This is a genomic window from Curtobacterium sp. MCSS17_008 (genome assembly GCF_003234185.1).
Lineage (GTDB): Bacteria > Actinomycetota > Actinomycetes > Actinomycetales > Microbacteriaceae > Curtobacterium.
This window is the reverse complement of sequence record NZ_QKSM01000001.1, coordinates 582025-604108: the sequence shown is the minus strand read 5'-3', so window position 1 is coordinate 604108 and position 22084 is coordinate 582025. Positions and strand designations below refer to the sequence as shown.

Below are 22084 nucleotides of genomic sequence, written 5' to 3'. Positions count from 1 at the left end.
CACGCACGAGGGCGACGGCCTGTGGGCCGGCGCCACCCCGGGCACGCTCGGTCCCTGGCCTCGGTCCGGGGTGGCGGGGGTGGGGCGGTTGGATCCCATCGGCGGGGTCCCCTTCGGGTCGCGGTCGGTCATCGGTGGGGTCCCTCCACGACGAGCAGGTGCACGGGTTCCTGGAAGGCGTCCAGGCGGACGTAGTTCGACGAGCCCCAGACCCAGCGCTGCCCGGTGACGACGTCGCGGACGTCGAAGGGTTGCTCGGTCGGCAGGCCGAGGGCGGCGAGGTCGAGGTGCACGGTCGTCTCGCGGACGGAGTGGGGGTCGACGTTCGCGACGACGATCACGGTGTCGTCGCGGCCGGAGCGGGTGAAGGCCCCCGGGAGGTGCTTCGAGTACACGGTGATCGCCGGGTCCTCGGCACTGTGCACGTGCAGGTTCCGCAGCTGCCGGAGCGCGGGGTGCGCCTGCCGGAAACGGTTGAGCATCGTCACGTACGGGGCGAGGCTCGCGCCCTCGGCCTCGGCGAGGGCGAAGTCACGCGGCTTGTACTCGTACTTCTCGTTGTCGATGTTCTCCTCGGAGCCCGGGCGGGCGACGTCCTCGAAGAGCTCGTAACCGGCGTACATGCCCCACGTCGGCGCACCGGTCGCCGCCAGTGCGGCCCGCACCTTGTAGCCGGCGCGGCCGCCGAACTGCAGGTACTCGGTGAGGATGTCCGGCGTGTTCACGAACAGGTTCGGACGCAGGTACGCGCTCGTCTCGTGGCTGAGTTCGGAGAAGTAGTCCTCGATCTCCTCCTTCGTGTTCCGCCACGTGAAGTACGTGTAGGACTGCTGGAACCCGGCCTCGGCCAGGGCGCGCATCATGGCCGGGCGCGTGAACGCCTCGGCCAGGAACACGGTGTCCGGGTGCTCGTCGCGGACCTCGCGGATGACGCGCTCCCAGAACCACAGCGGCTTGGTGTGCGGGTTGTCGACGCGGAAGATGCGGATGCCGAGGTCGATCCAGTGCCGCAGCACCCGGAGCACCTCGGCGACGATCCCCTCGGGGTCGGTGTCGAACTGGATCGGGTAGATGTCCTGGTACCGCTTCGGCGGGTTCTCGGCGGTCGCGATCGAGCCGTCGGCCCGGACCGTGAACCACTCCGGGTGCTGCTCGACCCACGGGTGGTCGGGGGAGCACTGGAGCGCGAAGTCGAGGGCGACCTCCATCCCGGTGTTCTTCGCCGTCTCGACGAAGTCGCGGAAGTCGTCCTCCGTCCCGAGGTCGGGGTGGATGGCGTCGTGGCCACCCTCGGGAGCACCGATCGCCCACGGGCTGCCCGGGTCGTGCGGTCCGGGCGTCAGGGTGTTGTTCGGCCCCTTGCGGGCGGTCGTCCCGATCGGGTGGATCGGCGGCAGGTAGATGACGTCGAAGCCCATGCGCGCAACGGCCGGCAGCCGGCGTGCGGCGGTGCGGAAGTCACCGCTCTTCCACGAGCCGTCCGGGTTCTTCTTCGCGCCCTCGCTCCGCGGGAAGAACTCGTACCAGGCGCCGACGCCGGCACGCTGTCGCTCGACGTCGAGCAACTGCGTGGGGGAGTGCGTGCGGAGCGAGGTGAGCGGGGAGTCCTCGACCTCGCCGGTGATGCGGGCGTCGTCGACGGCGGCGAGGCGCTCGGTCGGCTCGAGGTCGGTGTCGCGCAGCTGCTCGGCGGCACGGACGGCGGCCGTCGAGTCCGTCTCGGCGGCGAGACGGTCGAGCAGCACGGCGCCGTCGAGGAGCGTCGCCTCGGTGTCCACGCCGGCGGCGATCTTCAGGCGTGCGGCGTGCAGCCAGGTCGCCCAGTCGTCGGAGAAGGACTCGACGTGCCAGGTCCACACCCCGACGTGGTCGACCTGCACGGTCGCCTCGTAGCGGTCGGTCCCGGCGGCGACGAGCAGCATCGGCACCGTGCGGGTCCCGCCGTCGGGTCGTTCGAGGACGAGGTCGGCGCCGATGATCCCGTGACCCTCGCGGAAGACGGTCGCGCCGAACGTGATCACCTCACCGTCGAACGCCTTGCCCGGGAACCCGTTCGGGGTCGTCGGGGAGAGTCGGGTGATCGGGACGCGTCCGATCTTCGGTCGGCGGGGTCGGTCTGCGGTGGCCACGGAGCCGACGCTACCCGGATGGCGCGTCGGCGTTCCCCGGAACGCGTTCCGTGTGCACGGCCGGGCGCGTCACGCGGGTTGTGCAGGAGTGACGAGCTGCGGTGCGGGCCCGCGGCTGCGGGCGGACGGGAGGGCCGTGGAGGAGCCGCGACGCGCCTCCCGTCCGCCTCCCGTCCGCGCCTACGCGATCTCGAACACGTGGATGCCCGGGCCGTACGCCGTGAAGACCTGGCCGGCCGGGCGGAGCCGCTCGTGGTCGCGGTGCTTCTCGCTCGACCACGCCAACCGGTACCCGAGCAGGTCCTGGCGCACCGGCAGGGTCAGGTCCCGCGTGCGCCCGCTGCCGTGCACGACGACGAGCACCCGGTCGAACGGTTCGTGCTCGGGGGTCGACTCGACGAAGTACTGCACGACCCGGTGGACGGGCTGGTCCCAGCCCTCGGCCGTCATCGGCTGCCCGTCCGGGCCGTACCAGGACATGCGCGACGCTCCGGGGGTCTCCTGGTCCTCGACCCCGAACCGTGTCGGACGGAGCGCCGGGTGCGCCGCCCGGAGCCGGGCGAGCGCCGCGACGGTCTCGGTCATGGCCTCGGCGTCCTCGTCCTCCGTCCAGTCGACCGGGGTGAGGTCCTCCGACACCACGTAGGCGTTGTTGTTCCCGTGCTGCGTCCGGCTCCGCTCGTCGCCGGCGGTGAGCATCGGGACGCCCGCCGAGAGCATGAGTGTGCCGACCAGGTTCCGCATCGAGCGCCCCCGGGCGGCACGGACCCCGCGGTCGGCCGTGTCGCCCTCGACGCCGTGGTTGAACGAGCGGTTGCCGTCGGAGCCGTCGCGGCCGTCCTCGCCGTTCGCCGCGTTGTGCTTCCGGTCGTGCGACACCAGGTCGAGGAGGGTGAAGCCGTCGTGCGCGGTGACGAAGTTGATGCTCGCCAGCGGCCCGCGCTCCTGCCCGAAGGTGCCGCGCGACCCGGTGAGGGCCTCCGCGAGCCGCCCGATGCCCGCGTGCGGCGTACCGTTCCGGCGTTCCTCGGCGATGTCGGTCAGCCAGAACTGCCGGACGGTGTCGCGGAAGCCGTCGTTCCACTCGCTCGTGCCGGGCCCGAACGCGCCGGTGCGCCACCCGTCCGGCCCGACGTCCCACGGTTCGGCGACGACGAGCACGTCCTGCAGGTCCGGGTGCCGCCGGATCCGTTCGAGCAGCGGATGTGCGGGGTCGAACACGTGCCGCTCGTCGCGGGCGAGCGCCGCCATCAGGTCGAACCGGAAGCCGTCGACCTGCACCTCGCGTGCCCAGTACCGCAGGCTGTCCACGACCAGGTCGGCGGTGGCCTCGACCGAGGTGTCGAGCGTGTTCCCGCAGCCGGTGGTGTCGTAGTACGACGAACCGTCCTCGGTCCAGCGGTACCGGTTCGCCCCGTCGATCCCGCGCAGCGACGTGGTCGGTCCGCCGGTGCCCTCTTCAGCGGTGTGGTTGTACACGACGTCGAGCAGCACCTGGATGCCCGCCTCGTGCAGGAGCCGCACCATGCCCTTGAACTCGCGGAGGACCCCGGAGGCGCCGGCGGCACGGGCGTCCGGCGACGCGTACGCGCTGTGCGGCGCGAAGAACCCGAGGGTGTTGTAGCCCCAGGCGTTCTCACGTCCGGCACCCCGGAGCCAGGACTCGGTGTCGAAGGCCTGGACGGGCAGCAGCTCGACCGTGGTCACACCGATCCGGTGCAGGTGCGCGATGGTGCTCGGGTGCGCGACGCCGGCGTACGTGCCGCGCAGGTGCTCGGGGACGTCCTGGTTCGCGGCGGTCAGCGTGCGGACGTTGGCCTCGTAGACGACGACGCGGTCACGGGGGACCGCCGGCTTGCCGACGCCGCCCCAGTCGAAGGACTCGTCCACCACGACGCCGGTCCAGCGTCGCCCGTCGGCCGCTGCGCCGGTCGGCACGAGACCGCGCGCGTACGGGTCGAGCAGCGGACGTGCGGGGTCGAAGTCGTGCCGCGGCCCGTCGGGACCGTCGACGAGCAGGTGGTACCGGTCGCCGGGGCGCACGCCCGGGGTGTCCGCCGTCCACCGGTCCGTGCCCGGGACCTGCTCCAGGACGTGCTCGGTCGTCGCGTCGCCGGCGCCGACGACCACCAGGGTCACCGCGGTCGCGGTGGCCGAGCGCACCGAGAACCGGGGTGCGCCGTCGCCGAGGCGGAAGCCGGGGGTCTCGTCGATCGCGGTGCGGTGCATGACGACCAGGGTACGAGGGGCCGCGGGTATCCTGGGAACGCACACGGAAGGGGCGCAGTCATGCCGGTCTACCTCGACCACGCCGCGACGACGCCGATCCTGCCCGAGGCGCTCGCCGCCTTCACCGAGGCGCTCGCCACGGTGGGCAACCCGTCGTCGATCCACAGCGCGGGACAGCGCGCGAAGATGCTGCTCGAGGACGGGCGGGCCGCCGTGGCACGCTCCCTCGACGCCGAGCCCGTCGAGGTCGTCTTCACCTCCGGCGGCACCGAGAGCATCAACCTCGCGGTCAAGGGCCTGTACTGGGCACGGCAGCAGGACCGTCCGCGGCCGCGGATCGTCGTGCCCGCCGGGGAGCACCACGCGACCGTCGACACGGTCGAGTGGCTCGAGCGCCACGAGGGCGCCGTCGTCGACGTGGTCCCGTTGGACGCGCAGGGCCGCGTGGACCTCGCCGGACTGGAGGCACGGCTCGCGGACGCCTCGGACGTCGCCCTGGTCACGTTCCTGTGGGCGAACAACGAGGTCGGCACCCTGCAGCCGGTCGCCCGGATCGTCGAAATCGCGCACGCCGCCGGCGTGCCCGTCCACAGCGACGCCGTCGCCGCGTACGGCCAGGTCCCGGTCTCGTTCGCGGCCTCCGGCCTCGACGCGCTGAGCGTCTCCGCGCACAAGATCGGCGGCCCTATGGGCATCGGTGCCCTGGTCCTCGGTCGCCGCGCGACCGTCGAACCGCTCATCCACGGGGGCGGCCAGCAGCGCCAGGTGCGCAGCGGCACCCAGGACGCCCCGGCCGCCGCCGCCTTCGGGGTCGCCGCGTCCGCCGGACCGCACGACGCCTCGGCCCTGCGCGACCGGTTGGTCGCGGGTGTCCTCGAGGCCGTGCCGTCCGCCGTACTCATGGGGGACCCGGTCGACCGGCTGCCCGGCAACGCCCACTTCACGTTCCCCGGGTGCGAGGGGGACTCGCTGCTGTTCCTGCTCGACGCGGCCGGGGTCGCCGTGTCGACGGGGTCCGCGTGCCAGGCCGGCGTGCCCGAGGCCTCGCACGTCCTCCTGGCGATGGGCCTGTCCGAGGAGGAAGCCCGGGGTGCGCTCCGGGTCACGCTCGGGCACACCTCGACGGCAGGGGACGTCGACGCCTTCCTCGCAGCCCTGCCGGAGGCGGTCGCGCGGGCGAGCCGGGCGGGCATGGCGTCCAGGGCCCCGTCGTTCGGGCGGTGACCCGACGGCTCGGTGGCCCGCGGGGCGGACCCGCGATGCGCCTGGCGTCCGTCGGTCGGCCCGGCGCGACGTGCGCCGCTAGGATCGGTGACCATGGTCGAACTTGACTTCACCGAGCAGCTGTCCGCCCTCCGCGAGACCTTCGGCAACATCCGCTCGGTCGTCGACGTCGACCGGCTGCAGCGCGAGATCGCCGAACTGAGCGAGCAGGCGGGTGCCCAGGACCTGTGGGACGACGTCGAGCACGCCCAGCAGGTGACGAGCGCGCTGTCCCACAAGCAGGCCGAGTTGCGGAAGATCACCGACACCGAACAGCGCATCGACGACCTCGAGGTCCTGGTCGAGATGGCGAACGAGGCCGACGACGAGGACTCCGCTGCCGAGGCACAGGACGAGCTCAAGGCGATCCAGAAGACCATGGGCGACCTCGAGGTGCAGACGCTCCTCGACGGCGAGTACGACGACCGTCCGGCCGTGATCACGATCCGCGCCGGCGCCGGCGGTGTCGACGCCGCCGACTTCGCCGAGATGCTCCTCCGGATGTACCTGCGGTACGCCGAACAGCACGGGTTCGGGACCACCGTCATGGACACCTCCTACGCGGAGGAGGCCGGCATCAAGTCGGCGACGTTCGAGGTGGACGCGCCGTACGCCTTCGGGACGCTCTCGGTCGAGGCCGGAACGCACCGCCTGGTCCGGATGTCGCCGTTCGGGGCCGCCGGCAAGCGCCAGACGTCCTTCGCCGCGGTCGAGGTCATCCCGCTCATGCCGGAGACCGAGGCGATCGACATCCCCGAGAACGACATCCGGGTCGACGTCTTCCGGTCGTCCGGCCCCGGTGGGCAGTCCGTCAACACGACCGACTCCGCCGTCCGCCTGACCCACCTGCCGACCGGCACCGTCGTCTCGATGCAGAACGAGAAGTCGCAGATCCAGAACCGCGCCGCCGCCATGCGCGTGCTGCAGTCGCGCCTGCTGCTCCTGAAGAAGGAGGAGGAGAACGCCAAGAAGAAGGAGCTCGCCGGCAACATCACGGCGAGCTGGGGCGACCAGATCCGCTCGTACGTCCTCGCGCCGTACCAGATGGTCAAGGACCTGCGGAGCGAGCACGAGGTCAACAACCCGTCGGCGGTGTTCGACGGCGACCTCGACGGCTTCATCAACGCCGGCATCCGCTGGCGCAAGCAGGGCGACGATTCCTGAACGACCTCACGGGTGAGCTGAGCCGCGCGCCTCGGTTGACTTCCGGCCGGCCGGACCTACCCTGATCCGGTCATGATCAAATTCGACCAGGTCACCAAGGTCTACTCGGGCAACCCGAGTCCTGCGCTCGACGACGTCTCCCTCGAGATCCTCAAGGGCGAGTTCGTCTTCCTCGTCGGCGCGTCCGGCTCCGGCAAGTCGAGCTTCCTGCGCCTCGTCCTCAAGGAGGAGAAGCCCTCCCGCGGGCAGATCCACGTGCTCGGGCAGCGCCTGGGCGCCCTGTCGTCGCGCAAGGTCCCGTACTTCCGCCGCAACCTCGGTGTGGTGTTCCAGGACTTCCGGCTCCTGCCGAACAAGAACGTGTTCGACAACGTCGCGTTCTCGCTGCAGGTGATCGGCAAGAGCAAGGGGTTCATCAGCGAGGCCGTCACCGACGTGCTGAAGCTCGTCGGCCTGGCCGGCAAGGCCACCCGCATGCCGCACGAGCTCTCCGGTGGTGAGCAGCAGCGCGTGGCCATCGCCCGTGCCGTCGTCAACAAGCCCGCGATCCTGCTGGCGGACGAGCCCACCGGGAACCTCGACCCGACGACCTCGGCGGGCATCATGGCGCTCCTCGAACGCATCAACCAGGGAGGCACCACCGTGCTGATGGCGACGCACGACGCCAGCATCGTGAACCAGATGCAGCGCCGGGTCATCGAGCTCTCGAACGGCACGGTGCTGCGCGACGAGCAGTCCGGCGGGTACCAGACGCAGGCGCTGCCGATCCAGCGCGGGTCCGGCGTCTCGAACACCACCGGCATCCAGACCATCCCGGGGCTCATCCGATGAGGCTCGGGCTCGTCATGTCCGAGGTCGCCTCGGGCCTACGCCGCAACGTGTCGATGGTCGTGTCCGTCGTGCTGGTCACCTTCATCTCGCTGACCTTCGTCGGCACCGCGATCCTGCTGCAGATGCAGATCAACCAGATGAAGGGCTACTGGTACGACCGGGCGCAGGTCGCGGTCTACCTCTGCACCGACACCGACACCACGGGCAACTGCACCGGCGCGAAGGCCACGGAGGACCAGCGCGAGCAGGTGCAGGCACAGCTCGAGTCCTCCACGCTCGATCCGTACATCGAGAAGACCTACTACGAGGACCAGGACCAGGCGTACGACCGGTTCAAGCAGCAGTTCAAGGACTCGCCGGCCACCGAGTTCGTGAAGCCCGAGTACCTCAACGAGACCTTCTGGGTGAACCTGAAGAACCCGTCGCAGGCGGACGTGCTCGTCGAGAGCCTGTCGAAGGTCGCCGGCGTGCAGAGCGTGGTCGACCAGCGCGGGTACCTGCAGCCGATCTTCAACCTGCTCAACGCGTCGTCGTACACGGCGATCGGGATCGCGTCGCTCATGCTCGTGGCCGCCGTGCTGCTCATCGCGACCACCATCCGGTTGTCGGCGTTCAGTCGCCGGCGCGAGCTCGGGATCATGCGGCTGGTCGGCGCGTCGAACCGGTTCATCCAGACCCCCTTCGTGCTCGAGGGCGTGATCGCCGCGGCCATCGGCGCGGTCCTGGCCGGCGGTGCGATCGTGGCCGTCGTCTGGTTCTTCGTCCGCAACTACCTGGCGCAGCGGTTCTCGGGGACGGCGTTCATCGGGATGGGGGACGCGGCGGTCGTCGTGCCTGCGGTGATCGTCATCGGCGTGCTCCTGGCCGGGGTGTCCGCGCTCATCGCGATCCGCCGGTACCTGCGGGTCTGACGGCCACGACCCCACGACCGCGGCGCGCCGGGAAGGTGCGCCGCGGTCGTCGTGTTCACTAGGCTGTAGGGCTGCGCAGCAGCACCCGGGTCGCCCCGGGAACCGAAGGGAGTCTCCATGGCGAAGGAACGCGGCGAGAAGATCGTGGCGACCAACCGTCGAGCGCGCCACGACTACCTGATCGAGGACACCTACGAGGCGGGCATGGTGCTCTCGGGTACCGAGGTGAAGTCCCTCCGCGAGGGGCGCGCGTCGCTCGTCGACGGGTACGCGTTCATCGACGCAGGCGAGGCCTGGCTGGACGCCGTGCACATCCCCGAGTACACCGAGGGGACGTGGAACAACCACGCGCCCCGACGGAAGCGCAAGCTCCTCCTGCACAAGCAGCAGATCGTCAAGATCTCGCACAAGACGGCGCAGGGCGGGTACACCCTCGTCCCGCTCCAGATCTACTTCCACGACGGCCGCGCCAAGGTCGAGATCGCGGTCGCGAAGGGCAAGCGTGAGTTCGACAAGCGCCAGGCTCTGCGCGAGAAGACCGACAAGCGCGAGGCCGAGCGTGCCATGCGCTCCCGCAACCGCCTCGGCGAGTGAGCCCAGGGCGAACGGTGCTGGCATCGTCCAGCCGACCCCGCTAGGCTGGGGTACTGCTCCCCACCAGGAGCATTGGCAACTCAACAGCGTGACAGCGGTTCGCACGTTCCGGCCCGTACGGGGATGATCGGTTTCGACATTGCCTGTGTGCCGACGGGAAGCGGGCCGAGGACCCACGGTCATCTCGTGAACGATCCGTGGAAAACAACAAGTGCCAATTCCAAGCGCACTGACTTCGCTCTCGCTGCGTAAGCAGCCCAGCACATGAAGTCCGTCGGCCAGGTGACCGTCCCCTAACCTGATCCCGGCGTCATCCAGAGGACTTGCTGCACGGTTGCGCCTCAGGGCCGTGCGGGACTTGCACTGAGACTGGGCCCGTCGTCCGAGAAGCCGGTAGCAAAGGACGGGGCCGAGCAGAACGCATCATCCGGATACGCCCGTAGAAGACGTCGAATTGCAGCGATGGACGGGGGTTCGATTCCCCCCATCTCCACCATCGCCGGACGTCGGGCCGCTGTCACGCTGATCACCGAGATCGCCTCCTGAACGCCCCGTCGCCGTCCCCTGGACGTCGGCGGGGCGTTCGCTGTTCCCGCGGGTACCGAGGACTACTGTCCGGGTCAGGCGTGGGGCAGGCCCGCGTCGATCCCGAACGAGAGGTCCACGCGTGGTGCAGGAGATCGCGATCCGAGTCCGTCTGCGAGAGCAGGACCGTCTGGGACTGGCGGAGTACGAGCGGATCGTCGGGTCCGTGGCGACCGTCGCCGCGGTGGTCGCCTGGCTGCCCACCCCCGAGTCGCGGCTCGTCCTCCGCGGTCGTGGCGCCGAGCCGGTGCGCCTCGAGACGGTGTCGTACGGCAACGTCTTCGAGATGCTCGTCGTGCTCGACCAGCGCTCGGCAGCGGTGGAGCGCGCCGCGGCTGCCGTCGCCGCGCTGGTCGCGTCGGTCCGGGACGAGCGGGTCGAGGACGACACCGCGGGCATCGCGGGAGAGCTCGACCGCCTGGACCGATCGGCACCCCGGGGCCGGTCGACCGTCGAGCGAGCACTCCGCGGGTTCCTCGAGGGAGCCCGGGCCGACGTGCTCGCTCGGAAGACCACCACACGGGTGCGCGCTGCCCAGGCGCTGCTGCGGCTCGCCGAGGACGGGGCGGAGCTCGTGGTGGAGCGGGTCGAGGATGCCCTGGCGTCCGTGGTCGAGGAGCAGCAGGTCGACGTGCTCGCGGACACCGGCGCGGCCGTCGTCGTCGAGCCGGTCGACGGTCTCGCACCCGCCGGCGTGCGTGCTGCGCAGGCGGACGACGCTCAGGACGACGGTGCGGACCGCGACGAGCAGGAGCAGGACGAGAAGAAGTCGGACAAGAAGTCCCACAAGAAGAAGTCCGACAAGAAGAAGTCGGACAAGAAGTCCGACAAGAAGAAGTCCGACAAGAAGAAGTCGGACGACAAGTCCGACAAGAAGAAGTCGGACAAGAAGAAGTCCGACAAGAAGAAGTCCGACAAGAAGCAGGCCAAGAAGAAGCAGTAGGGCGAGGCCGCGGAGCCGTCGCCGGCTCAGAAGTCGAACAGGTTCGCGCGCAGGCCCCCGTCGCCGTACTCCCGACGCAGCAGCCCGCGACGACGCAGGGCCGGGACGAGGTCGCCCGTCATCCGGTACACCTGCGCCGGGTGCAGGTCGCCGGACAGGATGAACCCGTCGTTGTCGGCATCGGCGCCGAGCTCCTCGGCGAAGTCCGCGAACTCCTCGGCCGTCCCGACGAACCCCTGGTGCGCACTGATCCGCCCGAGCCGGGCCTTCCGCGCCAGGAGCTCGCGGAGCGGTGCATCGGGTGTGTCCCCGACGAGTCCGCGGATCGTGCCCGCCGACACGTGCTCGCCGAACGTACCCTCCGGGATCGGCGCGTCGAGGTCGAGCGCGAGCAGGTCTGTCTCGGAATCGCTCGACCACGCCACCGCTGCGGCGCGGAGGTCGTCGTCCGACGGGTGCCGTGACGCCGCGACGAGCCGGTCGGCCTCGGCCGCCGACGACACCACCACGGGTTTCAGCACGAAGAGCACCCGGAGGTCGTCGGCGCTGCGACCGGCGTCGGCGGCGGCCGTGTGGACCCGGGCGCGGTACTCCCGCACCGCGGCGGCCGTCAGGGGCGCCAGCGCCAGCTGCACGTCCGAGTGGGTGCCGGCGAAACCGAGTCCGCGACCCGAGCCGCCGGGGGAGACCACGACCGGGTCGGTGCCGAGCGGCAGGGCGTTGAGCGGGCCGTCGACGGTGAAGGAGGCGCCCTCGTGGTGGAATGCGTCGAGGGCGTCCCCGTCGGCGAAGTGCCAGTCGGACGGGTCCCCGACGTACCCGTCGCCCCACGAGTGCCACAGCCGCCGGAGCAGCGTGATCCACTCCTCGGCCCGGTCGTACGCGGCGTCGTGCGGCAGCGGCACGGCCCCGACGTGGCGGGCACTCCCGGTGTCGGTGACGACGTTGAGCCCGAACCGGTCCGACGACAGGTGCGCGAGCGTGGCCGCCTGTCGGGCGGCCAGGTACGGGGGCGTGATGCCGGCGTTCACCGTCGGGGCGATGCCGATGTGCCGTGTGGCGGCGAACAGGTACGGCGCGAGGAGCAGCGGGTCGTGCTTCGGTCCGCCGTACGCCTGTCGGATGCGCAGGTCGAGTGTCGCGGGGTTGCCGAGCGAGATGGCGTCCTCGGCGATCACCAGGTCCATGCCGGCCTGCTCGAGCGCGCGGACGGACTGCTGGTACAGGTCCGGCTTCGTCCAGTCGTGGCCCCAGTCCCAGTCCGGGCGACCCCAGGCCTGCGGACCGAAGCCCCGCGAGAAGAAGTAGCCGAAGTGCTGCAGGTCACCCATCGTCAGACCTCCTCGGCCACGACGTGCCCCTGCGGGACGGTGTGCGCGAGGGCGGCGAGCGTCGGGGCGGGGGCGGGTCGGGCCTCCCGTCCGGCCGTGCCGCGACCGGTGATGGCCCGCACCGCCGCCAGGCCGCGCTCGAGGTCGGCGAGCAGGTCCGCGACGTCCTCGATTCCGACGGACAGCCGGACGAGACCGTCGTCGATGCCGAGCTCCTGCCGTTCGGCCGCGGTGCGGCCGGCGTGGGTCGTGGTCGCGGGGTGCAGCACGAGGGAACGGACGTCGCCCAGGTGGGTCATCCGGCTGAAGAGCGCGACCCCGTCGACGAAGGCGCGCGCGGCCGGCTCGCCGCCGGCGAGCGTGAAGGCGAACACGGATCCGGCGCCGCGGGGCAGGTAGCGCCGTGCGAGGTCGTGGTACGGACTGGAGGCGAGACCCGCGTGGTCGACGCTCGTCACCTCCGGCTGCTGCTCGAGGAACGACGCGACGGCCAGCGCGTTCGCGGTGTGGCGTTCCACCCGCAGCGACAGGGTCTCGATGCCCTGGCGGAGCAGGAAGGCGTTGAACGGCGACGGTGCCGGGCCGATCCGGGAGGCGACGACGTCCCGCGCGTACACCACGAAGGCCCGGCTGCCGTAGCGCTCGACGTAGCTCTGCCCACCGAGCGCCCGATCGGGAGCGGTCAGGTGACCGAACCGCTCGGGGTTCCGTGCCCAGTCGAACCGACCGCCGTCGACGACCAGTCCGCCGAGCCCCGCCCCGTGTCCGGAGAGGAACTTCGAGGCGGAGTGCACCACGATGTCGGCGCCGTGCTCGACCGGCCGGACCAGGTACGGCGTCGCCAGGGTGTTGTCCACGACGAGTGGTACCCCGGCACGGTGTGCGGTGTCGGCGACGCCGGTGATGTCGAGCACGTCGTTCTTCGGGTTCGGGATCGTCTCGGCGAAGAACGCCTTCGTGTTCGGTCGCACCGCCCGGGCCCACTCGTCGAGGTCGCGCTGGTCGGCGACGAAGTCGACCTCGATGCCGAGTCGTGCCAGGTTCTGCAGGAGCAGGCCCTTCGTGCCCTCGTAGATGCTCCGGGCGCTCACCACGTGGTCGCCCGCCTGCAGCAGCCCGAGGAGCGCGACGGTCACCGCGGCCTGGCCGCTGCCGACGAGGATCGCCTCGGGGCTCCGCTCGAGCAGGGCGACCCGGCGCTCGACATCGGCGCTGGTCGGGTTGCCGAGCCGGGTGTACGTGTAGCCGTCGTCGGTCCCGGCGAAGCGGTCGCGGGCCTGGTCGAAGTCGTCGAAGAGGAAGCCGGAGGACATGTGGATCGCGGGCACGCGTGCGCCGTGCGCGGTGTCGGGCAGGAACCCGCCGTGCACCTGTTCCGTGGCGAAGCCGTGGCCGTCGTCCGACATGGGCCCTCCTGGTGTCCTCGGTCGTGCGGGTACTCTCGCAGGCCGGACACGTCGGCGGCACTTTGCGGCGTCGGGTTACGGCAGCGGCTCAGACCAGCGCGCGCACGCCGGCGGCGACGGTGTCCCACGTCGCGAGCAGCGGCTCGCGGGCGAGCCACACCACCACGCCGTTCACGACCAGGAACAGGACGAACCAGAGCACCGCCGGCACGCGCATCTCGGCGGCTGCGATGTGGAAGTCGGTCTGCACCCGGGCGCCGGTCAGGAGCCAGCGTGCGACGTGCACGAGGGAGCGCACGCCGTCGACGACGAACGCGGCACCCACCGCGGCGACGACGAGCACGGTGGCCTCCGACGGGCGGAGCGCCACCCAGAGCGCCAGCGCGTCGAAGCCGACCACGACCAGCAGACCGAACCAGTTCCGCACGAACGCGAGCGCGACGAGTCCGACCACGGCCAGCACCGCGACCGGCAGCCACCTCGACCCGTGCAGCACTCCGGTGACGAGCAGGACGCCGGCCCACAGCGGTGCGCTGTAGCCGGCGAAGAGGTTGAGGATCCGGACGAGCCACCGGATCCCGCCGGGGACCCGGCCGAGTCGCACCCATGCCTCGCCCGAGCCGTCCGGGTGCAGGTCGATCCGGTCGATGCGGCCGCCGAACGGCACGACGACGACGCAGTGGCCGACCTCGTGCACGATGGTCGCGGCGATGCGGGCGACGCGGCCGAGCAGCGGCACGAACGGCAGGACGGCGCCGACCAGGACGGCGACGAACACGAGGGGCGGGGCTGCGGTGGTCAAGACACCAGGATCGCAGCAGACCCCAAGAGCGGTCTGAGGGCGGGCGCGCGGTACGCGTCAGGTGGTCGTGCCCACGACGACGGTCGGGACGATGGCGAGCCCTGTCAGGGCAGCGAGGAACGCCGTCAGCCGGTCGACGTGGGCGTGCCTGGCTCCTCGACCGTCACCGACTTCGCGAGGTTGCGGGGCTTGTCGACGTCGCACCCGAGCTGGAGCGCGAGTTCCCTGGCGAGCATCTGCAGCGGCACGACGGCCTCGATCGGGCCCCACGGGGCGACCGCCCGACCCCACGCCAGGTCGGTGGCCTCGGCCCGCCGGGCGATGGCGGGCAGGTCGGAGCCCTCGCCGCCGATCGTCACGACGAACCCACCGCGTGCGCGGACCTCGGCGACCGCGGACTGCAGGCGGGGGTCGCCGTGGTCGACGACGACGACCGGGGTGCCGTCGTCGACGAGTGCGAGCGGGCCGTGCTTGAGCTCACCGGCCGGGTACGCCTCTGCCCAGCGGGAGCTGAGCTCCGTGAGCTTGAGGGCGCCCTCGGCGGCGTACGGCAGGCCCGGTCCGCGCCCGAGGAACAGGAACCCGGGAGCGTCGCGCACCGTGGCGGCGAGGAGCGGCACGCGGTCCGCGGCGACGGCAGCCGCCCGGGCCAGCCGCTCGGGCAGCTCGGAGAGCGCGTCGACGAGCGCCGCCGCCCGCGTCGGCTCGAGACGACCGGACGCGACGAGGGCGGACACGACCGTGGTGACACCGACCACCACCTGCGCGGTGAAGGTCTTCGTCGCGGCCACGCCCACCTCGGGACCGGCGTGGCACTCGAGCACCGCGTCGGCGCGGCGGGCGAGCGACGAGTGCACGTTGTCCGTCAGTGCGAGTACCGGGTGTCGTGCGTCGAGCCGGTCGAGGGCACGGAGGACGTCGGCGGTCTCGCCCGACTGGCTGATCGCGACGACGAGGGTCCCCGGACCGAGCACGACGTGCTCGACCTCGCTCGCGACGACGATGTCGGTCGGCACGGCACCGAGCGCGCGGACGGTGCTCGCGATGACCTGTCCCGCGTGCAGCGAGGTGCCGCACGCGACGACGGCGAGGCGGTCGAACGCGGGGAGGCCGAGCCCGGTCCAGGTGCTCCCGTCGGACGTCCGGTGGCGGACCCGGTCGAGCACCTCGGCGACGACGGCGGGCTGCTCGTCGATCTCCTTCGCCATGTGGTCCGGGTGGTCGCCGAGCTCGAGCGCCGCGGGCGCGAACGGCGACGCCGTCGGGAACGGCACGGGGACGGCGACGCCCCCGGACGACCAGCTCCACGCCTCACCGAGCTCCACCACGTCACCGTCTCGCAGCGGCACGAAGGTCTCGCACCACTCGGCGATCGCGCCCACGTCGCTCGCCACGAAGTCCCCACGGGCGGAGCGGGCGACGACGAGCGGTGACCGGTCGGCGGCGGCGACCATGCGGCCGTCGCGGGCGTCCAGCACCACGACGGCCCAGGCCCCCTCGAGCTGCGCGGTCGCGATCTGGACCGCGAGCAGGAGGTCCGGGTCGACGCGGAGCGCTCGCTCGACCAGGTGACCGATCACCTCGGAGTCGACCTCCGAGCGGAAGACGTGCCCCTGGCCCTCGAGTGTCGCGCGGAGCCGGTCGGCGTTCTCGACGATCCCGTTGTGCACGACGCTGATCCGCCCGGTGCAGTCGGCGTGCGGGTGCGCGTTCTCCTCGCGCACGGCGCCGCGCGTCGCCCAGCGGGTGTGGCCGATCCCGACGCCGGTGGACGCGTCCGACGCCGGCGCCGTGGCGGCTCGTGCGGCGACGAGGGCACGCAGGTCACCGACGCGCGACACGGAGCGGATGGTCGCGTTCCGCCCCGCGGCGGTGCGCACGGCGAGGCCGACCGAGTCGTACCCCCGGTACTCCAGCCGTTCGAGGCCGCCGAGCAGGAAGGGGGTCGCGTCGTCGGTGACGCGGGCCGCGATGATGCCGCACATCTGGTGTCCGTTCGGTGGGGGACCAGACCGTGGGGGAGGTCCGGGAGCGGCACCGACCGCCGTCGGGTCTGCCGCGTGTCCGGGGCCGTCGATCGGCGCTCCGTCCACGGATCAGGCGGGGACGGGCGGGGCGGTCGGCGGTTCGGGTACCGGACGTCGGGGTGCGGGCTGGCCCTCCGGGGAGGGCACGGCGGTCGGTGCACGAGAAGCCTCACCCGGCACCGTCGCCGGGACAACACCGCACGCCCGCTCTTGCGGTTCACCGCGCGTGCGGTGCGACGCGGCGCGGCACGGTGCGGACTCCCGCAAGGCGCCCGCGTCGCGTCGACGGGGCTGACGGACGGGAGGCCCGGTACCAGCTGGTACCGGGCCTCCCGTCCGTCGATCGCCCACGTCGGGCGCGCTCAGGTGAGCAGCGCCACCAGGTGGGAGCGTGAGCGCGCACCGACCTTGCGGTAGATCTGCGTCAGCCGCAGCTCCACCGTCCGCTGCGACATGAACAGCGACGAGGCGATCTCGCGGTTGCGGTACCCCTCGGTCACCTTCTGCACGACGGCGCGCTCCTCGGCGGTCAGGGACGTGAGCACCGCGGAGGCGTCCGGCGCGCTGGGCGGCGTACCGGGGACCGGCGCGGACAGCACCGGACCGGCGCGGCGCGACGTCGGCACGCCGAAGGCGGGCAGGACGGCCGCCGGGGCCGGCGCGGCGAGCGGGCGCCGGAGTCCGGCCGCCTCGTACGCCGCGGCAGCCGCAGCACCGAGCCGGGGCCGCTCCGCCTCGGTGCCGACGGCCGCGAGCGCTGCGAAGGTGCGAGCCCGCTCGTACTGCGAGTCGTGCGGTTGGAACAGCTCGAGCGCACGGCGCCTGGCGGCCTCGCGGGTGGTGTCGTCGGCGACGAGCGCCAGGCTCCTGGCCAGCACGAGCGCGCCCCAGCGGGACGGTCGTGCGTGGTGGTCGGCCGCGAGCCGTGCCGCCGTGGCGCGTGCGTCGTCGAGCCGGCCGAGGCAGACGTAGCCCTCGACCAGGTCGCCGAGGTGTCGGAGCACCGTCGGGTTCCGCAACGGGCGACCGACGGCGTCCGCGGCCTCGAGCGCCACCACGGCCTCCTCGACGCGCCCGTCCAGCAACAGCACGCGGCCGCGCAGGGCGTGGAGTTGTGCGGTGGTGCCCCAGAGCAGCGCCGTCGAGCGCAGCGCCAGGCAGCGGTCCACGACCGCGAGCGCATCGTGCGAGCGTCCCTCGGCGAAGTGGCGCCAGGCGACGGCCACCGCACGCGAGGGTTCGCGGAGCCGCTGCGCGGACAGCGCGCTCCCGGCCTCCCAGGCGTCGACCGCGCGGAGGGCCTGCCGGAAGTTGCCGGAGCGGAGCTCGTTCTCGGCGGACAGGTAGCGTGCGCCCTCGGCCCACACCGCCTCGGTCTCCTGACTCCGTGCGACGACGAGCGCGAAGAGCCGCCGGGCGCTGCGGTACCGCTCGGCGATGCTCAGCGCGTGGGCGACGAGCAGCAACGCGGGGTCCGACATCGCGAGGAGGCGCACGGAGGAGAGACCGTCGTACAGCTCGGTGTCCGGCGGCAGGGCACCGTCGACCGCGGCGACGAGGCACTGCACGGCGCCGGCGATCTCGGCGGTGTGGGGGGAGAGGGCCGGTCCGAGCTGGTCCACACGTGCGAGGAGATCGCGGGCCTGGTCGAGATCCCACGTCTCCGCGCGGAAGCTCGCCACCATCGCCAGGAGTCCAGCGGTCGCGGGGGCTTCGGGTGCCTCCGCAGCCACGTGGACGAGGAGCTCGTCGGCGTGGACGGTCTCGCCGCGCAGGTACTGCACGGAGTACAGCACCCGGAGCCGCCGGACCTCGTCGGGCTGCCGGCGGAACGGCCGCATGGCCGTGAGGTACCGCGCCGCGAGGCCGAGCATCCGTCGGGCGAAGAGCGCCTCGGTGACGGCGAGCAGTGCGGCACGCTCGTCCTCGTCGCCGGAGCCGACGTGCAGGGCACGCTCGGCCAGGGCGACCGCGGCGTACGGTGCCCCGTCGGCGACGTACCCGGCGGCGGCCTCGAGCAGCGCGACGACGTCGGGGACGTCGTCGACGAAGCTCCGGTGCCAGGCGGCGGCGCGGGGATCGCACGCCGCACTCGACGCGGCGAGTTCGGCGTGCAGAGCCCGACGGGTCCTCGCGGACGTGCGCCAGTACAGCGCGGACCGGAGCAGCGGATCGCGGACCGCGACGGTCTGGCCGCGCACGACCACGACGCCGGCATCGGCGAGGTCGTCGACGGCGTCGCGGTCCCAGCCGACCGTCCTCGCCACCGGGACGAGGGCGAGGCGTGCGAGGACGTCCAGATCACGTCCTGCGTCGGAGGCGTCGGCGGCGGCGGCCGTCCCGCCACCGCCGTCGATGCCGCCGAGCGTGAGGGCGGCGAGGGCCTCGGAGGTCGCCGTGGGACGCAGCGGCAGCACGAGCGGCTCGGCACCGGTGAGCTGCGCGTGGGTGAGCGCGTCGAACTGCTCGCGGAGCGCGCCCGGGTTGCCGCCCGTCGCGTCGGCGAGGATCGCGAGGACGCCGTCGTTCGCACCCTCGGGCGCCATCCCCCGGGCGAGGGCGAGCGCCTCGTCCGCCGCGAGCGGTTCGAGCCGGAGCACCGGCAACGCCGCGAGCGGGCCGTCGGACGGCACCGAGCGGACCGTCGCGACCAGGCGGAGGGCCGTCCCGGCGAGTCGACCGGCGAGGAACGCGATGAGCTCCTGGCTCTCCGCGTCCATGCGGTCGAGGTCGTCGATGAGGACCACCGTCGGCGGCAGGGTCAGGGTCTGCACGGCCTCGAGGAAGTCGTGCGCCGCTGCGAGTCCGCTGCTCGCGCCGCCGGCCTGCAGCAGGTGGGCGATGTGGGCGGTCGCACGGGGGTCGTCGAGCGCGGTGAACAGGGAGGTCACGCCGGCCAGGGGCCAGCGGGACTCGCTCCCGTTGACACCGACCCGCACGACGGGGAGGGAGACGCGGTCGGCGACCGCGTCGAGGACGCTGCTGCGCCCGGAACCAGGGTCGCCGACGACGACCATCGCGCACTCACGAGGGAGCACGGCGAGGGTCGCGATCCGGTCGACCTCGAGACGGCGACCGGTGAGTGCCATGACTCACCGGCCTCCGGGTCCGGGGACGGATGCTGCGGAGGGAGTGCGCGCTGCGGCACGGCGGGTGACCGTGGCGGCGAACGGGGTCCGGTCGTCAGCACGGCGGGTGACCGTGGCGGCGAACGGACGCGAGGCGGCGACGGAGCGCGCGCCGGAGCTGTCGGTGAGATGACGCGGACGACGAGTGAGGGTGCACTCGGTTCCGCCTGGGAACGATGAGGTCATCGTCTGGACCACCCCTCGGGTCAGGGTTTTTCGGACGAAAGTCACGACGGAGCGGACGCTGCCCGGAGTGTTCGGAACCCGGGCGACGTCTGACCTGCCGCCCGTTGAACATAACCCGTCCACCGGACGGGTCGGAGGGGTCGTCAGTGGTATGTCCACCCCCGGTGTCCCCAGTCCGGGGGGTCCGTACCCTGTCGAGGAGTCCTCACGGACGACCGGCGGCGCGTTCAGGGGACAAGCGGGGTACAACGATCCTCCGGCCGCGGTGTAACAACTGAGGAGATGTCCACTCACGAGACGCCCCCGACCAGCATCGACGATCGCACCAAGTGGCGCGCCTTCGCGGTCTGCGTGGCGGTGGCGGCCCTGACCATCCTCGACCTGTCGAAGGTCAACGTCGGCCTGCCGTCCATCGAGCGGTCGCTCGGCGCGTCGAGTTCGTCGCTCCAGCTCATCGTCGCCGGCTACGCGCTCGCCTTCGGTCTCGCTCTGGTGCCCGCCGGTCGGCTCGGCGACCTGAAGAGCCGTCGGGCGCTCTTCATCGTCGGGCTCGTCGCGTTCACGGTGTCGAGCCTGCTCTGCGCGCTGGCGCCGACCATCGAGGTGCTCATCGTGACGCGGATCGTGCAGGGCCTCGCCGCCGGCACCCAGATGCCGCAGGTGATCGGTCTGGTGCAGCAGCTGTTCCGCGGCCCGGAGCGCGGCCGGGCGTTCGGGCTCTTCGGCGCGATGATCGGCATCTCCACAGCGCTCGGACCGACGATCGGCGGCGGCCTCATCGCCATCGGCGGCGAGGCGTCCGGCTGGCGCCTGCTGTTCTGGATGAACGTGCCGCTGGGTGTGGCGGCACTCGTCTTCGCCGTGAAGCTGTTGCCGAAGGGGGTGCAGGGGCGGGCCGTGGACCGGGAGCTCGACGTCGTCGGCATCCTGCTGCTCGGCGCGGCGATCGTCACGCTCATGCTGCCGTTCGTGCTCACGACGGGTTCGGGTGGTTCCGGGGCGCGGTGGCTCTGGCTCCTCGCGTCGGCCGCGTTCCTGGTGCTCTTCGTGTGGTGGGAGAACCGGTACCGGCGCAGCGGGAGGTCACCGGTGGTGCACTTCGAGCTGTTCCGGCTGTCGTCGTACCGCAACGGGCTGTCGATCGTCGCGGTCTACTTCGCGGCGCTGCCGGCCTCGTTCCTCATGGTGACGCTGTACCTGCAGGAGGGCCTCGGCCTCGAACCGCTCTTCGCCGGCATGGTCAGCATCCCCTTCGCGGCGACGAGCGCCGTCGGCTCCTACGTCGGTGGCCGGATCGTCGATCGTTTCGGCCGCTCGCTCGTGGTGGTCGGCCTCGGCGGGGTGGTCGTCGGCTTCGTGCTGCTCATGCTCGCCGCCGTCCTCACGCCGCCGGAGGTCACGCCGTGGGCCATGGCCGGCGCGTTCCTGGTCGGGGGTCTCGGCGGCGGCTTCGTCGTCTCGCCGAACCAGACGCTGACGCTCGCCGAGGTCCCGGTCGAGCAGTCCGGCGTCGCCGGGTCGATGCAGCAGCTCGGCCAGCGCGTCGGGACGGCGATCGGTACCGCCGTGGCGACGAGCATCTTCTACGGCATCGTCCGGTCGGAGGCGGCTGGGTCCGGGGCGGGCGGCCGGCTCGACGCGTACCACGACGCGTTCCGCAGCGGCACGACGTTCACGGTGTCGCTGATGGCCCTCGCCCTCGCCCTGGCGGTCTCCGACCTGGTCGTGCGACGACGCGCCGCGCGTCGGACGGCCGGTGCGGACGTCAGCGCCGAATGACGTCGACCACGGCGTCGTGCACGAGCCCGTTCGTCGCGAGGGCGCTCCCGTGCCAGGGGCCCGGGTCGCCGTCGAGCGAGGTGAACCGGCCACCGGCCTCCTCGACGATGGGCACCAGCGCGGCGATGTCCCACGGCTTGAGGTCGGGCTCGCCGGCGACGTCGAGGACGCCCTCGGCGACGAGCATGTAGGACCACATGTCCCCGTAGGCCCGGGTGCGCCAGACCTTGCGGGAGAGCGTGACGAGGGCGTCCAGCCGGTCGTCCTCGTCCCACTGCTGGATGCTGTTGTAGCTGAGGCTGGCGTCCGAGAGCGCGGCGACGCCGGACACCCGCAGCGGTCCGTCGGTGGAGTGCGCCCCCAGGCCCTCCGCGGCCCACCAGCGCTTGCCGAGCGCGGGCGCGCTGACGACGCCGAGCACCGGGCGACCGTCGACCGCGAGCGCGATGAGGGTGGCCCAGACCGGGACGCCCCGGAGGTAGTTCGCGGTGCCGTCGATCGGGTCGACCACCCACTGGCGGTGTCCCTCGCTCAGGGCGTCGGCGCCGGTGTCGGCCGTGGTCTCCTCGCCCAGGAACGCGTCGTCGGGCCGCTCGGCAGCCAGGCGCTCGCGCAGTGCACGCTCGACCGCCTGGTCGGCGTCGGTCACGTGCGTGCTGTCGGCCTTCGTCGTCACGTGCAGGTCGGCGGCGCGGAACCGCTCGAGGCTGATCGCGTCGGCGGTGTCGGCGAGGGAGCGGGCGAAGTCCAGGTCGGCGCTGAGGTCCACGGAGGTC

At 72.2% G+C, this 22084-nt stretch carries 15 protein-coding genes and 1 other RNA gene; 8 read left to right on the top strand and 8 right to left on the bottom strand.

The window, feature by feature from the left end; genetic code table 11:
• Positions 1 to 128: 128 nt before the first annotated feature.
• Positions 129 to 2129 (bottom strand): alpha-1,4-glucan--maltose-1-phosphate maltosyltransferase, encoded by a 2001-nt coding sequence (locus DEJ23_RS02730; RefSeq protein WP_258375218.1) that lies wholly within the window; start codon positions 2127 to 2129, stop codon positions 129 to 131.
• A gap of 180 nt (positions 2130 to 2309) precedes the next feature.
• Positions 2310 to 4358, bottom strand: a complete 2049-nt coding sequence (locus DEJ23_RS02725; protein ID WP_111238683.1) for a glycogen-debranching protein — start codon at positions 4356 to 4358, stop codon at positions 2310 to 2312.
• A gap of 60 nt (positions 4359 to 4418) precedes the next feature.
• Between DEJ23_RS02725 and DEJ23_RS02720 the strand changes: the two genes are divergently transcribed.
• From DEJ23_RS02720 to DEJ23_RS15585, 7 genes are all read left to right on the top strand, one after another.
• Positions 4419 to 5582: a cysteine desulfurase family protein gene (locus DEJ23_RS02720; RefSeq protein WP_111238682.1), complete on the top strand. Its 1164-nt coding sequence runs from the start codon at positions 4419 to 4421 to the stop codon at positions 5580 to 5582.
• A 93-nt stretch (positions 5583 to 5675) separates the two neighbouring features.
• Positions 5676 to 6785 (top strand): peptide chain release factor 2, encoded by a 1110-nt coding sequence (gene prfB / locus DEJ23_RS02715; protein ID WP_111238681.1) that lies wholly within the window; start codon positions 5676 to 5678, stop codon positions 6783 to 6785.
• Between the two features lie 72 nt (positions 6786 to 6857).
• On the top strand, positions 6858 to 7616 hold the full coding sequence (gene ftsE, locus DEJ23_RS02710) for a cell division ATP-binding protein FtsE (protein ID WP_111238680.1): 759 nt from the start codon (positions 6858 to 6860) through the stop codon (positions 7614 to 7616).
• Positions 7613 to 8527, top strand: coding sequence for a permease-like cell division protein FtsX (gene ftsX / locus DEJ23_RS02705; protein ID WP_111238679.1), 915 nt, complete (start codon positions 7613 to 7615; stop codon positions 8525 to 8527). Before ftsE ends, ftsX begins: the two co-directional genes overlap by 4 nt.
• Before the next feature lie 117 nt (positions 8528 to 8644).
• Positions 8645 to 9121 (top strand): SsrA-binding protein SmpB, encoded by a 477-nt coding sequence (gene smpB / locus DEJ23_RS02700; RefSeq protein ID WP_111238678.1) that lies wholly within the window; start codon positions 8645 to 8647, stop codon positions 9119 to 9121.
• A gap of 119 nt (positions 9122 to 9240) precedes the next feature.
• Positions 9241 to 9617: a transfer-messenger RNA gene (gene ssrA / locus DEJ23_RS02695) on the top strand.
• Between the two features lie 171 nt (positions 9618 to 9788).
• Complete coding sequence (locus DEJ23_RS15585; RefSeq protein WP_181429070.1) at positions 9789 to 10649, top strand: hypothetical protein; 861 nt, start codon at positions 9789 to 9791, stop codon at positions 10647 to 10649.
• Positions 10650 to 10675: 26 nt separating this feature from the next.
• Here DEJ23_RS15585 and DEJ23_RS02685 read toward each other — a convergent pair whose 3' ends face one another.
• The 5 genes from DEJ23_RS02685 to DEJ23_RS02665 form a co-directional block, all read right to left on the bottom strand.
• Positions 10676 to 11980, bottom strand: a complete 1305-nt coding sequence (locus DEJ23_RS02685) for an LLM class flavin-dependent oxidoreductase (RefSeq protein WP_111238677.1) — start codon at positions 11978 to 11980, stop codon at positions 10676 to 10678.
• A 2-nt stretch (positions 11981 to 11982) separates the two neighbouring features.
• Entirely contained in the window at positions 11983 to 13386 is a 1404-nt protein-coding gene (locus DEJ23_RS02680; RefSeq protein ID WP_111238676.1) for an O-acetylhomoserine aminocarboxypropyltransferase/cysteine synthase family protein, read from the bottom strand.
• 88 nt (positions 13387 to 13474) lie between these two features.
• Positions 13475 to 14188, bottom strand: a complete 714-nt coding sequence (locus tag DEJ23_RS02675; RefSeq protein WP_111238675.1) for a M50 family metallopeptidase — start codon at positions 14186 to 14188, stop codon at positions 13475 to 13477.
• A 125-nt stretch (positions 14189 to 14313) separates the two neighbouring features.
• Positions 14314 to 16173 carry a glutamine--fructose-6-phosphate transaminase (isomerizing) gene (gene glmS / locus DEJ23_RS02670; RefSeq protein WP_111238674.1) on the bottom strand — a complete coding sequence of 620 codons (1860 nt, stop codon included), beginning with the start codon at positions 16171 to 16173 and terminating at the stop codon, positions 14314 to 14316.
• A gap of 404 nt (positions 16174 to 16577) precedes the next feature.
• A complete protein-coding gene (locus DEJ23_RS02665; protein ID WP_111238673.1) occupies positions 16578 to 19304 on the bottom strand; it encodes a LuxR family transcriptional regulator in 2727 nt (908 codons plus the stop codon).
• A 507-nt stretch (positions 19305 to 19811) separates the two neighbouring features.
• Here DEJ23_RS02665 and DEJ23_RS02660 point away from each other — a divergent pair.
• Entirely contained in the window at positions 19812 to 21308 is a 1497-nt protein-coding gene (locus DEJ23_RS02660; RefSeq protein WP_111238672.1) for an MFS transporter, read from the top strand.
• Here DEJ23_RS02660 and DEJ23_RS02655 read toward each other — a convergent pair.
• Complete coding sequence (locus tag DEJ23_RS02655; protein WP_181429069.1) at positions 21295 to 22077, bottom strand: inositol monophosphatase family protein; 783 nt, start codon at positions 22075 to 22077, stop codon at positions 21295 to 21297. The genes DEJ23_RS02660 and DEJ23_RS02655 overlap by 14 nt on opposite strands.
• Positions 22078 to 22084 lie beyond the last annotated feature (7 nt).

Coding starts and splice junctions, on each gene's coding strand:
- DEJ23_RS02725 (WP_111238683.1), bottom strand. CDS start 4,358: ATGCACCGCACCGCGATCGACGAGACCCCCGGCTTCCGCCTCGGCGAC.
- DEJ23_RS02720 (WP_111238682.1), top strand. CDS start 4,419: ATGCCGGTCTACCTCGACCACGCCGCGACGACGCCGATCCTGCCCGAG.
- prfB (WP_111238681.1), top strand. CDS start 5,676: ATGGTCGAACTTGACTTCACCGAGCAGCTGTCCGCCCTCCGCGAGACC.
- ftsE (WP_111238680.1), top strand. CDS start 6,858: ATGATCAAATTCGACCAGGTCACCAAGGTCTACTCGGGCAACCCGAGT.
- ftsX (WP_111238679.1), top strand. CDS start 7,613: ATGAGGCTCGGGCTCGTCATGTCCGAGGTCGCCTCGGGCCTACGCCGC.
- smpB (WP_111238678.1), top strand. CDS start 8,645: ATGGCGAAGGAACGCGGCGAGAAGATCGTGGCGACCAACCGTCGAGCG.
- DEJ23_RS02685 (WP_111238677.1), bottom strand. CDS start 11,980: ATGGGTGACCTGCAGCACTTCGGCTACTTCTTCTCGCGGGGCTTCGGT.
- DEJ23_RS02680 (WP_111238676.1), bottom strand. CDS start 13,386: ATGTCGGACGACGGCCACGGCTTCGCCACGGAACAGGTGCACGGCGGG.
- glmS (WP_111238674.1), bottom strand. CDS start 16,173: ATGTGCGGCATCATCGCGGCCCGCGTCACCGACGACGCGACCCCCTTC.
- DEJ23_RS02665 (WP_111238673.1), bottom strand. CDS start 19,304: ATGGCACTCACCGGTCGCCGTCTCGAGGTCGACCGGATCGCGACCCTC.
- DEJ23_RS02660 (WP_111238672.1), top strand. CDS start 19,812: ATGTCCACTCACGAGACGCCCCCGACCAGCATCGACGATCGCACCAAG.